This window comes from Sporomusa intestinalis, assembly GCF_055383785.1.
This window is the reverse complement of sequence record NZ_AP042390.1, coordinates 614,778-629,096: the sequence shown is the minus strand read 5'-3', so window position 1 is coordinate 629,096 and position 14,319 is coordinate 614,778. Positions and strand designations below refer to the sequence as shown.

Below are 14,319 nucleotides of genomic sequence, written 5' to 3'. Positions count from 1 at the left end.
GTGGAATTCAAAAGTCGCCGTGACCTGAAAGTGCGGCAACACTTCCAGGCCCGCGCAAGGTGAAACGAGCACCTACACGTAACGCCAAGCTGTCCACGACGACATGTCTATTATACACCGGGCCTTCGCCGCTGCACAAGCGGGAGCGCGCGGCGATAAAGGCTGTGTCTGTGGCCGCCGGCCGGGCTGTGAGTGCGACTCAACGCAGCAACACATTGCTTCTCTCCTCGCTAGCCATGAGCGGCGGCAGCCAGCCTGACCGCCAGGCCTGACCAGCTTTGCGGTCCGGCTTATTGGGTATTGAGGCTTTAGCAACGATCGACGCCAAGCGCATGTGTAGGGTAACAACCTCGCATGCGCTTTTGATTTCCCCTGTAAAAGCTGGCGCGGCAGGACTGACCGGCAGCAGCCTTACTATAGGGCTACAGGCAAACCGTCGAGGATGCCAGCAACGCCCTGGACCGGCTGCTGGCACTGGCCCGCAGGCTGAAGGCCCAGCATCCGGAAATGCTCGGTTTGGTCATGGATTTCGAGTCTTGGGCCGGGCTGGAGTCCGGGAAGGCGGCGGAAATCGCCTACAGACAGGGGCTGCGGGACAGCATCCAGCTCCGCCAGGAGTTTATGGCCTATCTCCAGCAGCAATAGGATCAAGCGCAGCGGCGCCGGCAGGCCGTCGCGCCGGAAACCCCGCCAATAAAATGTAGCGGGCAAAAAATTGCCCGCTACATTTTATTGGCCTGTACTTCCCGCTAACCCCTGTTTGGGCTTAATACACGAATTGCCATTAAGTTATTATTTTTTTTGGGCTTTAATCTGCTCTATTATCCCGCTTTCTTGCAATGTTTTCTGCAGCTTCTGGCTATCGGCAATCCATTTATCTGTCGACTCCTGGGGGCCTAAATATTCGACCTGATTGCCAACCTGCTCCATATTCTCCTGAAATTCAGGGTCATCTATGATAGCCTTTAACCCTGCTGCCAGCTTATTTTTTATCGCAACCGGCGTCTCTTTGGGAACGGCGATTCCATGCCAGTTATTCACAGTGATGTCAAAACCTTGTTCCTTAAAAGTCGGCACATGGGCAAACACCGGGTCTGCGATGCGGTGTTCACCCGTTACAGCCAAGATTCTTACCGTACCATTTTTTACATGCTCCTTGATGGAGACGGGATTAACCAAGATAAGTTGAACATGACCGCCTAATAATGCGGGCACCGTCTCACCCCCGCCGGAAAAAGGCACTTGCGCAATATTAATTCCAGCCTCACGATTAAGCATTTCCACAAGTATATGGGGAAAGGAACCCATGCCTACATTCCCAAACTTTAATTGGCCCGGCTGCTTTTGGGCCGATTCAACCAAGTCCGGCAGCGTATGCCAGGGTTGATCGGCCTGTACTGCCAGCAACAGGGGGACTGACGTTACCTGGGCTATCGGGCCTAGTGCAGTTAAGTAATAGTACTTGCTTGACTCATAAAGCGATGATAATACGATATCAATGGCCACTATCCCCATAGTATATCCATCTGGGTTTGATTCCGCCAATTGGTTCCATCCAATTGCGCCTGCTCCACCGGGCTTATTAGTAATGACCAAGGGTTGCCCCAAATGCTTAAGCGCGAATTTTTCCAGTGACCGTGCTGTCAAATCCATACCGCCGCCAGCGCTGGCGGCAACGATTACAGTAATAGGCTTCTCGGGATATTTTTGGACAGGTATTGCTACGTTTTCCACCTCGCCACAACCCCCTACTATGCCAGAAATCACCCAAAATGCTGCTGCCAGTGAGACCAATACTCTTTTCCGCACGCCGCGCTTACCTCCCCGTTCTGCAAAATACTACAATGCAGACAATCATTACCTAAATTATATAAGAATTTCCATGTCATAAATTGTCATTTAGGGCAGGAAACAAAAACTGTCTGCTCAATTGCAGACAGTTTAAAAATAATGGGACAGGTCCCTTGTCCCAGCGCTTAAACTAACTTGAATTGATCCAGAACCGAGAAGACAGCCATTGCAATTAGGAAGATGCCTGATAATGCTACACAAACTACAACCCAGGAAGACATCCTGTATTCAGGCGGCAATACTTTGCGTTCAGCATAAATCTGTGCTAAGCACCAAAGCCCGCAAGACAATGCCCCGCCAAGGATTGAGCCGACCATTACAATTGTGACCACATTGAAACCTGCCCAATTATAGGCTAAACCACCAAGGCTCATATAGATCCAGACATATTTGGCGACACCGGTCTTGCCTTTCTCTCGTACCCAGCTGGAGGCGGGTCTGAAGGCTTCGTAGACGGTTGACGGGTATAGCTCATAAATGCTGGAGAGAACTCCCCATAATGCACACCATACTGCCAGCCAGTACAGGTAAACAAGTCCGGGGTGAATAACCGTAAGGAAGGCACTTTGATGTTCAAGCAGTTTCATGCCGGAAGGTATGAGCTGCTGCGTATGCAGCACTGCTGAACCGAGAGCTGTGAAAACCACAGTAATTAAGAGTAATGTACCAAAACTGACAATAGTATCAATTTGTGCGGCCTTAAGCCAGGTTTTGGCTTTGGCAATTTCTCCTTTGGATGTAGGCAAGGGGAACTGGCCCTCAATAATGTGGAGCTTCTCTTCAATCTCTTTTTGATTAGGCAAACCCATTGCGCCCCAGCCTTTGTTACGATACAACCCGACATAACCTATGTAATCATAAGTGCCACCACCTATGGCACCCACATATGCCACCATTTCCATACCAATGCTGCGACTGGCGATTTCTGGGTATTTGGTGGCTACCCATGGCTCATAAGTCGGCATGTTGGGAATAAGGCCAAGCAGAAGTTGACCCCAGTCAGGGTTAACGGCAAAAAGAGCTACAAATGATGTAATCACTTTGGCAATTACAATGTAGGTCTGTGTTGTCTCAACATGCTGGTAGGTACCTGATGCCACGATGGCAAGAGTTCCCACGATATAGATTGTTGCCCATATCGGAACAGATAATGCCCCGTTCGTGAGGTACATCATCATATTGGCAAGTAAATTAGCTACTCCGCCAACCCAGGAAGGCATACTTAGTACCGCTAATACACCCAGTAAGATAGGAAACCAGTTTTTGGGACCGGGGAAAATATGGCCCCAGCGGGTGATGGGATGCTCACTTGTTAAAACAATATAACGGGTACCGGTGTAACTCATAAAGCCTTTGGAAAGAGCACCTAATAATAGGCACCAAAGAATGCTATAACCAAATATTGCAGCTCCGCGGGGGGCAAAGAATACTTCACCCGAGCCGACAGTTGCTGAAGCAAGTATAATACCAGGCCCAAGGAATCCTAATAGCCCTTTCCAGCCTAATAATAGCCTTTTGTCAGGTTCAGGATAACTAAACAAAGCTTCTTTGGGTTCATTATCTGATGCAGGAGTCACAGGATTTGCAGGTCTTGGGTTAATAACAATTTTAGTGTCGGGCATAATTACACCTCCAATTTTTTTAAAACTAATGACTTAGTGCTGACGCCTCAGCCTTTTCCCCTCCTCTCTCCTCTCCATCATTGATGGGGATGTCACAATCAGATGTACAGCCTGGTGGCATCTGAAGAGTGCATATGTGGAATAGCAGGCAAGTCCTATGGGAAGTATGACTACTATACTTCGGGCATAAATGAGCAAGCAAAGGGAAAGGACCCACCCAAAAACTGCTATCCATTTCCAGCTATTCAATAGCTTTCTATAGTAACCAAGCATATGTAAAAGTTCTTCTTTAGTCTCCGCAGAGCTGGATACTGGCCGTGAGCTCATAGCAGGATCTTGGGGGAAGTGCGGTTTTTTTGATAATAATTTTCGAAGATAATACAGGCAAAGCAAAAAGAACAAGGGTGCAAAAACAACATTTTTCTCCAGGACTGCCATGGCTGTAAGTGTTGCAAAACCTGTAATTGCAATACTGCGTGCAACAATCTGCCCCTGCGGTTGTCCTTTTAAGCGTTCACTAATAGTTTTAAAAATCATACCGTCATTCCTCCAAAGTTATTTATATACATATATAAGAACATTGTTCATATATTAGAACAATAATTTTTCCTCCCTATCGGAGGAAAAGTTATTTAATATAACGGACTCCACGGAGTAATGAAAAATCCCTTACTATAATTATAATATTTTTAATTATTTGATAATATTAAATTAATACAAAAATGCGAAAAATGCAAGCAGTATTTTTGGTTAATAGTGTAAATATAAAAAAAGAGTAAGGCAATAAGTGCATTCTTCCGTATGGAAGCTATTCTTAATGTTACTGCCAACGCATCCTGTCCGGCAAAAGCTGGTGAATAATGTCCCTACATTGCCGGATATTATGCCGGAAAAGCCCCCGTACGGGGGCTTTTGCAAATTAAGCAAAACTTCGCTTTGGATTACGAGTTTAATCATGTGGTCATCAATAATGCGGCGCCCATTTAGTGATCGCCTCCACCTCCTCCAGCAAGAGGGAAATACAGGGGTTGGTATTGCCTTTCTTCCAGATGGCGATTACATTGGCGTAGCTGTCCGGATCATCCTCCTCCCCTGCCAGGTGGATATAGCTGAGTCCTTCTTTCGCTTTGTTCTCTAAAATAATGCGCGGATAAATTGCCACCCCACTGCCGGCTTCCACATGCAGCAGCATCAGGTCCACCCGGTGGGTAATTTTAATCTTTGGCGTTATGCCTAAGCGGCGCGAACAGATGCGAATAAGGTGGTCCCGGCTGCGCCCGCCGGATTCAAAATAAAAGGTTTCCCGGTCCAGATTAAAAAACTTTAACTGCCTTTCACTGATCGCATTGTATTCCGGCAAGGCCAGGTAAAAGGTATCTGTATAGATCTGCTTGCAGTTTAGCTCCTCGAATTTGTCCAAAGGGGAAGCCATGGTAAACCCAATGTCCAAATGATTCTGATACAACAGCCTGTCAAGGGAAAATAAATCATAGATGGCAAAATGCAGGGTTATCCGGGGATATTTTCTTCTAAAGCTTTTCAGGACCTTAGATAACAGCTGGTACTCCAACCCATCTAAAATCCCTATCCGGATTTTGCCGGTGACGGCCGATTCGGCCTGCCGGGCTATTTGGACTGATTCATCCATTTTCTGGATTATATCCCTGGCTTCCTTGAGAAAAGCGCAGCCCGCGGCCGTAAGCTGCACAGAACGGCTGTTGCGCAGAAATAATTTTACCCCAATCAGTTTTTCTAATTCCGCTATTTGCTCACTTAAGGTTGACTGCGAAATATACAGTTGTTTAGCGGCTTTGGTAAAATTTAGATTTGTCGCTACGGAAATAAAATATTCCAGCTGACGCATGTTCATGTTTTTGCTCCTGCGTCTTATTATTTTTTAAAATTTTCGCTCTTTTTCCTTGATTATAATAAAAACCAGCCCCATTGACAATGGAAAATTAGAGATGTTGTCCTGTGCGCGCTGTAGTATCGGTTTTGGCGATAGACAGGTATCGCAATAAAAGATTTCCTTTCCGCTTTATTATAAATTATCATGAATATATATTCTAACTCTTATTTTTAAGGAGGTCATACGCAAATGAAAGCCCCGGAGCAAATGCTATCGGAAAAAATGGCCCGTATCCAAACCGCCGTTTCGCTGGGAAAACCAGATAGAACTCCCGTTATCCCCTGCGCAACCGCCTTTTGCGCCAATCATCTCGGGGTAAAATTATCTGAGTTTTCCATAAATGTGGAGCTTGGCAGCGAAACGATCTTCCAGTCCCTTACCTCGTTTGGCGATATCGACGGCGTTCAACAAACCTTCTTTTATGTGCCGATGCTTAGCTCACTCTGGTATAACAGGGTAAAGCTGCCCGGCTACCAGCTGCCGGAAGGAACGCTTTGGCAGATGGATGAAACGGAAATGATGAAGCCGGAAGACTATGATGCCATTATCGCGAAAGGCTGGAATGCCTGGTCGGCGCAATTTTTCCGCGACCGGCTCGATAACATTGTCGAGGAAAAAATTCTGCCTGCCTTATCCTACGCGCCAACTGCCGCCAATCGCTTTCTGGCCAGCGGCATCCTGCCGTTTTCGCCGGCCATATTTACGATCCCGCTGGAAATGGTCTGCGGCGGCCGGACCATGGTCAAATTTATTAAGGATCTGTTCAAGATGCCGGATAAGGTCCAGGCCGCGTTTGATATTATCCACCAGGATAATTTAGCGGCGGTTAAAGCCCTGGCTGCGCTGCCGGCCGGGCACAAGCCGCCGGCCGCCTGGGTTGGCGGCTGGCGCGGCGCCAGTGAATTTTTAGCTCCCAAAACGTGGCAGCGTTTTGTCTGGCCTTACTACAAACAGATGGTCGAAGCAGTGGTTGAGGGCGGCCTGATTGCGATCTTGCATCTGGATTCTAATTGGGAGCGCGATCTGGAGTTCTTACGTCAGTTGCCCAAAGGCAAGTGTATTTTTGCCCCTGACGGCTCTACCAACATTTTTAAAGTAAAAGAGGTTTTGGGCGATCATATGTGTATTTTCGGCGACGTGCCGGCGGCGATGTTCACTGTCGGCACGCCGGATGACGTCTATAATTATGCAAGGAAATTAATTACTGAAATTGGCCCTGCCGGTTTTATCATGGCTTCAGGCTGCGATATCCCGGCTAATGCCAAACCGGCCAATGTTCAAGCCATGATTAGCGCCTGCACAGGCAAATAGTCCAATAAACAGTACGGCTCATGCAGTCAGGCCTCTACCTGGCTGCATGAGCCGTGTTTTCTTTGTCAGCAACCTGATTCGCCCACAATTTATAACTCCCTCCTCGCCTGTACCTATTATTCCTATACAGATTTGTTGTCTGCCTCCGTCCGCAGCTCCCCCCTGGCTTTTAGCGCCGCCGCCCGGGCCTGCCGGGCCAGCCGCGCCTGGGCGGCCAGCGGCCGCGGACTCCGGCCCGGTGTGCTCCGGGTGAGCGGCGGCGGCCAGAGGGGGGTAAGGGAATGGATATGGGCAAGACCTAAGTCAGCGGCCGGGGTCAGGGTCCGGAAGGGCGCATCGCCAGGGCTGTCCGGCGGCGGGTTGTAGAGGTCGATTTGGTTGCCGCGGACGAACCAGAGCCGGTCATTGTTTACCGGCAGGGCATCCTCATACAGCAGTGCCCAGAAGAAACCGGGCGCCGCCGCCATCTCGTCCACCGTTTCCGCCACCTGACTGAGCCTGGCCGGCGGCGAAGCGGACTGGACCTGCAGCTGGAGAACAGCAGCGGTGGTTTTGTATACCCGGCCCCGGAAGGTTGCATAATCGGCGTTATAGTGGCCGACCAGGATATAGGTGTCGCCGCGATTGCCGATGACAATATCGCGGAAATCGAACTGATCGCCGGCGCCGTCGGCCGGCCCGGCCTGGAATGCGGTGCGGCAGGTCATGGTGTTGAGATCAACGATATCCAGGCAGGAGTCGGGGTTATGGCGGCCGAAGCGCTGGGGGCCGCCGCCGCAGGGAATATAGATATTATTGCAGACCGTATTGGTAAAGGTAAAAGCAAACGGCTCCAGGGCCAGGGCATTTTTGCCGACTTTAACGTAGTCGCCGGCGGTGTAGCGGAGGGCGCCGGTCGCGGGCTCAAAGCGCAGCCGGACAAGCGTGCTGGCCTGATAGACAAACGTGCCCCCGGACTCGTCCATGGTGGTAAACAAGGCCAGCAGGGAATCGCCCACCTGCCGCAGGGCCACGCCGTTGTGCTGCTGGCCGGCCGGAGCCAGCGGCGGGCGGCCCGGGCCTTCGACGGCGTTGAAAAAGGCCGGAAAAGGCATGGTGCCCGCGACAATAAAGGCCTCGCCGGCCAGGTCGAGCGTGACGATGGCCCCGCCGTGATAGTCAAGCAGATAAAGATAGCGGCCGGCAGCGGCCGCGCCATGCAGGCTGTTGACAGCGGGCGCAGTGCCCGCGTGCGACCAGGGTTTGGTGGCCGGGTCGTAAAGCTCGATGGCGGCAGCGATGGGCGAACCGCCGGCTGGCCGGCTGCAGGGGGCCAGAATAAGCCGGAGATCGCCGGCGGTGTCGGCGAATGCATGGACAGTGTGGTCCCCGTTTACCTGGCGGCCGGCAGCCTGATTCTTGTTGGCCCTGATATCCGTAACTCCCGCCGGCCCGCAAATGATGTCGCCGGCAGCCCCTGTGGCATAGGTTCCATCCACCACCGTATACGCTGCCAATAAGTCAGCCCCTCTGTTCCGCATGTCGACCTCCTCTGATTAGTACTGCAAGCAGCCAATGCTGACACACCGGTGTCTTTATGACACCGGACCAGGTAGACCGTGCCCTTACTTGCTGCTTCATTCGCTCCGTTTATTTTTACAACCTTTTTTTGTTAAAAACATCGTCGAAAAGAATCTCCATCGGCACGCCTGCGTCATCGGCAAGCTTTTTCATCATAAACGGGCAAGGGCACTTGACGCCGCGCTCCCAATAACTCCAGGCCTGCTGGGACACACCGTACCGGGCCCCCATTTCCGCCTGGGTCCGCCTGTCGCGAAATTCGATAAGCTTTGTTCTCACATGCTCACCCCGACAACTTCTGGTTGTTCATGATACTTTCATGATAATACAACCTCATGTTGTTGTCAATTGTTTCCACGAAGTTTAGTTGTTGCTATTTTCTTTTACAACAGTCAGTTGTAATATGAAGATAAGTAGGTGATAATATGTTGGCGGCAATTATTAAAGCAGAACGCACAAAGAAAGGGCTTACGCAGGAGGAACTCAGTAAAATTGTCGGCGTTACCCAGCAGGCCGTCGCTAAATGGGAAGCCGGCAAGGCCATGCCGGATACGGCCCTGATCCCCACGCTGGCGGCTCTGTTCGATATCCCCCTCAACCGTTTATTCGGGGTCGAGGAAACAGGGAAACAACCGGCCATCCCCCTGAACGCCGATGACCAGCCGGCCTTTTACCGCGTGCCGGTCATTGGCCGCATCCCCGCCGGCAGCCCGGCGCTGGCCCTGGAGAGCTTCGAAAGCTACGAGGATATCCCCGGCTCCTGGTTGAGCAACCACCCGGAGGACTTTTTCATTTTGCGCGTGATCGGCGACAGCATGGAGGGCGCCCGCATCTTTGACGGCGATAAAGCCCTGATCCGCAAGCAAAGCTGTTTTGACAATGGCCAGATTTGCGCCGTCGGCATTGCCGGTGATGAAGAGGAATATGCAACCCTGAAATACGTGTATGATCTTGATGACCAATTTGTGGAGCTGGTGCCTGACAACCCCAAGTACAGGCGCAAAAAGGTCGCCCGCGCCCAGGTCCGCATTTACGGCTTACTGACCATGACCTACCGGCAGCATAATTAACAACCCGGCCAAGCAAGCAGGCCCGTAATTGTCAGGCTAACCAAATCGCTGCCATTAGCCACAGACTGCCTTAGTGCATTGAATACTCTTGTCGGCCGCGCTATAATGAAAACAAACCGCACGGAACACACCCCCTGTTTTCCGTTGCTGCTACAGCGCAGGCCTGTGTGACAATGAGCAACAGGTGTCTTGATGACACAAATTCAGACGGACTTATGTCTGTGTGTTGGTTTAAAATTTTATTACCGTAAGTATAGCTTACTAACTAGATTATATAGTAAGTCTCACTTACTGTCAAGGAGCTTTTTTATGTTGGAAAAAGAAAAGTTTGCCCAGCGTTTAAACCTTCTATTGCAGCAGCACAACAAAACGAAACAGGCCTTGAGCGATGCGATTGGCGTAAGCCGGCCTGCGATAAGTCAGTTTGCCAATGGGGCCAATCTTCCGTCTGTTGAAACGCTTGTGGCCATAGCTGAATATTTTAATGTTTCAGTTGATTATCTAGTTGGGTTATCGGATATTCCGGATCAAAGGTAATCCTCCTGCTGCACTACTCAAAGGCAGCTCTAATATTACCGTCCGCCCCTTGTCTGATCCCATTCGTCTTAAATATGGCCTCGGCTGGGAGAAAGACAAATATCTATCTAAAGCTGTCCAGACTTTTACTGCATTTTTTTACTAAAACAAAAACAGTAAGCATTAAGCAATAGCGAACAGCAAAGCCAGTGCCACCACGCAAAAAAGACACCGTTTTGCAAACGGTGTCTTTTTTGCGTGGTGGCTGATTTAGTTTGGTGTGTCGGCCTGCTTGGTTTGATGGCTGTCAGGAATCTGATCCTTCTGCGACTTATTCCGCCACAAGCCAACAGACAATATACCGGCGGTGATGGCAGCCGGCACTAACCAGCCGGGAAGAATAGTGTGAATTACAGGGCCGATTTTAGCATCGCCGATTATCATTTCACCGGCTGTCCACGCGATCAGCGCCGCCCCGGCATAGATAACCACCGGATATTTATCCATAATTTTAATAATAATCTGGCTGCCAAAAATAATAAGCGGGATACTGAAAGCCAGACCTAAACCCAGCAGCACATAATCGCCCTTGGCGATCGCGGCAATGGCCAGGGTATTGTCAAGACTCATAACCAAATCGGCGGCAATGATTGTTTTAATTGCCGTGGCAAAAGAAGCGCCGGCGGCAACGTCTTCGCACTTGTCTTCTTCCATAAGCAATTTAGCGGCAATCCAGACCAGCAGCAGACCGCCGACAAACTGCACATAGGGTATTTGCAACAGGACCACGGCCACAAGGGTTAAGATCAGCCGCAGCCCGATTGCGCCCGCGCTGCCCCACAGGATAGCCATTTTTTGTTGCCGCGGCGGCAAACAGCGGCTGGCCATGGCAATAACCACCGCATTGTCGCCGCTGAGCACGATGTTGACCATCATGATACTGGCCAGCGCTACTAAAAAGTCCATGTACTGCACTCCTTTTATTAGGATTGATTCAGCCGCCGTTACCGGCTGCCGGGCCTGGCCTCAAAGCCAGGCCCGCTTATTTACTGGGCTAACAGCCTGTCCAGTTCGGCCAATTCCTGCTCCGCCATCTTATAGGTGTGCTCAGTATCGACCGGGAATGTTCCTGCCCGCACCTCCAGTGCGTACGCTTGGAAAGCAGTGGTCAGGGTCTCACCCACATTGGCGTATTTCTTAACGAATTTAGGGGTGAAGTTGTCATAAAGGCCGACCATATCGGCATAGATAAGCAATTGGCCATGGGTAAACGAGCCGGCGCCGATGCCGAGGATGGGAATTCCCGCCCTGTCAGCAATGGCTTTGCCGACAGCGGCCGGCACGCCTTCCACTAAAATACTGCAGGCCCCCGCCTCCTCAATCAGTTTAGCCTGGCGGATCAGGCTCATTGCCGCCTGCGCTGTTTTTCCCTGGGCTTTATAGCCGCCAATCTGGCCCATAAATTGCGGCGTAAGCCCGATATGCCCCATGACGAGTATCCCGGCCTCGCTTATCGCCCGGATGCGGTTCAAAATCCCGGGACCGCCGCCTTCCAGTTTAACGCAGTCCGCGGCGGCCTCCTTGATAAACCGGCCCGCATTTTCAATGGCCGCCACAGCGGACGCCTGATAAGACATGTAGGGCATGTCGCCGACAAGGAACGTCTGGGGAGCGCCCCGGCGGACAGCCTGGCAATGGCGGAGCATATCCGCCATGGTTACCGGGAAAGTGGTATCATAGCCCAGGGAAACCATCCCCAGGGAATCGCCGACCAGAATCATGTCCACGCCTGCTTTTTCCTGCATCTTGGCCGTCAGATAATCGTAAGCGGTCAGATAAACAATTTTTTCGCCTGTGCGGACCATGCTTTGAAAATCCAAAATCGTTTTTTTAGCCATATTTTTATTTCCTTTCCTTGTGTAATTTGCCACTGTATTACCGGCCGTCTCAGCTTTGGTTATTGGGCGGCGATATCTTTAAGAATATCGGCATATTTTTGGTTTTCCTCGCCCAAAAACTGTTTGAAGGCTGCCGGCTCCAGGAAATGCTCGGTTAAACTGTTTTTCGCCAGATATTCTTGCTGCCACTGTTCGGTCTGAGTTGCTTTTCTAAAGGCTTCCACCCAGAATTTGACCGCTGCCGGCGACATGTCGGGCGGCCCGGCGATGCCGCGGAACTGTTGAAAGACAACCTCTTGATAGCCAAGCTCCCCGAAGGTGGGCGTATCCTTAAAGACGCTGCCCAGTCTCTTTACGCCAAAGCCGCCGATTGTGGCTACTTTTCCCGCTGCGATCTGGGCATTGCATTCATTGGGATTGAAGATTCCGGCTTTGATGTGGCCGCCCAGCATGGCGCTCATAACCTCCCCCGAGCTATTGAAGGGAACATATTTAAACCGGGCCCCGGTGTGCCTGTTAAGCAGCCCGACACACAGCTCATCTTCAGTCCCTTTGCCCGAACCGCCGATGGTGATTTCATTGGGAGCGTCTTTGGCCGCGGCGAGCAGTTCAGCGAAGGAGTTATAGTTGCCCGCCAACACGCCGAGCAGGTATTCATCCAAAGCCAGGTTTACGATGGGAGTCAGCTTGTCGTAGCTTACCGCGGTCTTATTCATCAGATTAGAGGTCATCTGCCCGGAAACGTAAGCGGTAATGACATGATTATCCCCTTTTTTCGAAAAGGTGTACGCATCGCCGACCGCGCCGGCACCACCCGGTTTGTTGACAATCATCAGCGCTTCGTCGGCAAATTTGTTCTTTTGGATAATATCTGCCAGGATACGGGCGAACAGGTCACTGCCGCCCCCGGGAGCGTAGGGGACAATAAATTCCGTGTTTTTACTAGGAGTAAAGGCTGCCGGCTTGTCCGCCGCCTTGTCCTGCGAACCACAACCAGCCACCAATCCAGCCACCATAAGACATGCCAGTACTACTGCCAACCACTTTTTCATGTCCATCCTCCTCGCAATGTTTATAATACAGATCTCTACAAAAACCGGGCTTTAGCGTTTGGCCATTTCGGCGATAAGCTTGGCCGCACGGTCTGTATTAAATATACCACACATGCAGGGTTTAAATAATTCAGCCGCTGCCGCCTGGGCCGTTGTTTTTCCCTTTTTTACTTTTTCAATCATTTCCTGAATAAAGTTCACGGATATCATCGAGTGCCCGCACATGGTGGCAATCTCCAGCATTGCCTGGGATGGCAGCTTTTCTGTTTTTCCCCATCTGCCCAGCGAGTGTTCTACGGTATGTGGCTTAAGGCCGGTTTGCGCACAACATTCCCCCACCTCGTCCACTAAGCCGGAAATCACGATGGAAAGCCCCAGATCGGCCTGTTTTAAGTCTTCAAGCATGGCTATTACTGCCGCTTTATTGTTAAAGGTGGCGGTAACAACAGCACGGTCTTCCACATTGTTCAGCATATTTTCCCGGCTGAGCTGGTGATATTCATTCCCCTTCCGGCAATCGCCCAGGGTCACACAGTTGTTTTTCAGACATAACTCCAGAAATGTTCTGAGTTTGGGTCCTGACTGCTCGTGATTGATATCCTTGCTGGGCATACAGAGAAAAACCCAGTCGCCCTGCAGGCTTTCCCGGCTTCCTACCCGGTGCAGTGTGTGTGTCATGACTACGCCTCCCTCACTAGCGGCCGGCCAAGGCCAATATTTACTTTGCCGTTAGGCGACAGCCAGATTCCATTCTCGGCAACGATTTTGGCATGGGGGACAACGCCGTCTGCGCTGACCTTGGAACAGATATCCAGGCTGAACACCGTATCCAGGGCCGGCGTCACGTCCTTAAGGATTTGCAAAATGACCGGCGCCTGCTCTTCCCGCACGCCAAATTCAATAATAGCGGAAAGTACCTTTTCATTGAGCAGCTCGTCTTTAAACTTGCCGGTAGCCGGGTCAGCCATCATGCTGGTAATCGGGTTTTCTTTTTCAAATTCGACCTGTTCCCTGGCAACGGCCATCGCTACTTTTTCCACATCATACATCCGGGTGGCAACGCCGGGGCGGCCCAGTTCGATCGCGATGCCGACCCAGCCCTGTTTAAAGCGTCCCGTAACATCATTGGTCTTCATTTCCTCTGTGCCGCGCCCGGATATCTGGGATTCCTCGGCAATAGTAAGCACATCGCTCATAATGCTCCGGATCGTCCGCGGCCAGGCTAGCGCCTGCTGATATAGGGAGTCGGTCGGGCATACGCGCAAACGCCGGCACACCCCGCATTCCACACACTCATCAAAGGCAATCTGCACTTGCTTGGCTGCATCTCTCCCAATCGCTGCAACCGGGCATTTTGCTATGCATAAACCACAGTTGACGCAGGTTTCTTTGTTAATTTCCATGAATACCAGCCCCTTTATCATGTAATGTCCGCCTGATTTGGCCACAGCTTTGCCTGGAATGGCTCGCCTCCTTTAATAAAAATTAAGTCACGTGTCTGCAGCTTGCCGCAGTTGTCATCAGCCTGCA

General features: G+C 51.0%; 16 protein-coding genes. 4 read left to right on the top strand and 12 right to left on the bottom strand.

The window, feature by feature from the left end:
- Positions 1-59 precede the first annotated feature (59 nt).
- Positions 60-272, top strand: a complete 213-nt coding sequence (locus ACZ481_RS03025; RefSeq protein ID WP_464768707.1) for a hypothetical protein — start codon at positions 60-62, stop codon at positions 270-272.
- 142 nt (positions 273-414) lie between these two features.
- Here ACZ481_RS03025 and ACZ481_RS03020 read toward each other — a convergent pair whose 3' ends face one another.
- The 5 genes from ACZ481_RS03020 to ACZ481_RS03000 form a co-directional block, all read right to left on the bottom strand.
- Positions 415-711, bottom strand: a complete 297-nt coding sequence (locus tag ACZ481_RS03020; protein WP_464768706.1) for a hypothetical protein — start codon at positions 709-711, stop codon at positions 415-417.
- An 81-nt stretch (positions 712-792) separates the two neighbouring features.
- Complete coding sequence (locus ACZ481_RS03015; protein ID WP_464768705.1) at positions 793-1,734, bottom strand: Bug family tripartite tricarboxylate transporter substrate binding protein; 942 nt, start codon at positions 1,732-1,734, stop codon at positions 793-795.
- 242 nt (positions 1,735-1,976) lie between these two features.
- Positions 1,977-3,473 (bottom strand): Nramp family divalent metal transporter, encoded by a 1,497-nt coding sequence (locus ACZ481_RS03010; RefSeq protein ID WP_464768704.1) that lies wholly within the window; start codon positions 3,471-3,473, stop codon positions 1,977-1,979.
- A gap of 33 nt (positions 3,474-3,506) precedes the next feature.
- Positions 3,507-4,010, bottom strand: a complete 504-nt coding sequence (locus ACZ481_RS03005; protein ID WP_464768703.1) for a hypothetical protein — start codon at positions 4,008-4,010, stop codon at positions 3,507-3,509.
- Positions 4,011-4,437: 427 nt separating this feature from the next.
- Positions 4,438-5,343, bottom strand: a complete 906-nt coding sequence (locus tag ACZ481_RS03000; protein ID WP_464768702.1) for a LysR family transcriptional regulator — start codon at positions 5,341-5,343, stop codon at positions 4,438-4,440.
- Positions 5,344-5,571: 228 nt separating this feature from the next.
- Between ACZ481_RS03000 and ACZ481_RS02995 the strand changes: the two genes are divergently transcribed.
- A complete protein-coding gene (locus tag ACZ481_RS02995) occupies positions 5,572-6,693 on the top strand; it encodes a uroporphyrinogen decarboxylase family protein (RefSeq protein ID WP_464768701.1) in 1,122 nt (373 codons plus the stop codon).
- 122 nt (positions 6,694-6,815) lie between these two features.
- Here the strand turns inward: ACZ481_RS02995 and ACZ481_RS02990 are convergent, their stop codons facing one another.
- Both ACZ481_RS02990 and ACZ481_RS02985 read right to left on the bottom strand, forming a co-directional pair.
- Positions 6,816-8,213 (bottom strand): hypothetical protein, encoded by a 1,398-nt coding sequence (locus tag ACZ481_RS02990; RefSeq protein WP_464768700.1) that lies wholly within the window; start codon positions 8,211-8,213, stop codon positions 6,816-6,818.
- Between the two features lie 115 nt (positions 8,214-8,328).
- Positions 8,329-8,532 (bottom strand): helix-turn-helix transcriptional regulator, encoded by a 204-nt coding sequence (locus tag ACZ481_RS02985; protein ID WP_464768699.1) that lies wholly within the window; start codon positions 8,530-8,532, stop codon positions 8,329-8,331.
- Positions 8,533-8,678: 146 nt separating this feature from the next.
- Between ACZ481_RS02985 and ACZ481_RS02980 the strand changes: the two genes are divergently transcribed.
- Both ACZ481_RS02980 and ACZ481_RS02975 read left to right on the top strand, forming a co-directional pair.
- Positions 8,679-9,323, top strand: coding sequence for a LexA family protein (locus tag ACZ481_RS02980; RefSeq protein ID WP_464768698.1), 645 nt, complete (start codon positions 8,679-8,681; stop codon positions 9,321-9,323).
- 309 nt (positions 9,324-9,632) lie between these two features.
- Positions 9,633-9,860, top strand: coding sequence for a helix-turn-helix domain-containing protein (locus ACZ481_RS02975; protein WP_464768697.1), 228 nt, complete (start codon positions 9,633-9,635; stop codon positions 9,858-9,860).
- Between the two features lie 249 nt (positions 9,861-10,109).
- On the opposite strand, the gene ACZ481_RS02970 is transcribed toward ACZ481_RS02975, so the two are convergent.
- The 5 genes from ACZ481_RS02970 to ACZ481_RS02950 all read right to left on the bottom strand — a co-directional run bounded on the left by ACZ481_RS02970 (position 10,110) and on the right by ACZ481_RS02950 (position 14,213).
- Positions 10,110-10,805: a TerC family protein gene (locus ACZ481_RS02970; protein ID WP_464768696.1), complete on the bottom strand. Its 696-nt coding sequence runs from the start codon at positions 10,803-10,805 to the stop codon at positions 10,110-10,112.
- Between the two features lie 80 nt (positions 10,806-10,885).
- Positions 10,886-11,737, bottom strand: a complete 852-nt coding sequence (panB, locus tag ACZ481_RS02965; RefSeq protein WP_464768695.1) for a 3-methyl-2-oxobutanoate hydroxymethyltransferase — start codon at positions 11,735-11,737, stop codon at positions 10,886-10,888.
- A 59-nt stretch (positions 11,738-11,796) separates the two neighbouring features.
- Positions 11,797-12,789, bottom strand: a complete 993-nt coding sequence (locus ACZ481_RS02960) for a Bug family tripartite tricarboxylate transporter substrate binding protein (RefSeq protein WP_464768694.1) — start codon at positions 12,787-12,789, stop codon at positions 11,797-11,799.
- Positions 12,790-12,840: 51 nt separating this feature from the next.
- Positions 12,841-13,467: a hypothetical protein gene (locus ACZ481_RS02955; protein WP_464768693.1), complete on the bottom strand. Its 627-nt coding sequence runs from the start codon at positions 13,465-13,467 to the stop codon at positions 12,841-12,843.
- Positions 13,468-13,469: 2 nt separating this feature from the next.
- On the bottom strand, positions 13,470-14,213 hold the full coding sequence (locus ACZ481_RS02950) for a 4Fe-4S dicluster-binding protein (RefSeq protein WP_464768692.1): 744 nt from the start codon (positions 14,211-14,213) through the stop codon (positions 13,470-13,472).
- Positions 14,214-14,319: the final 106 nt, after the last annotated feature.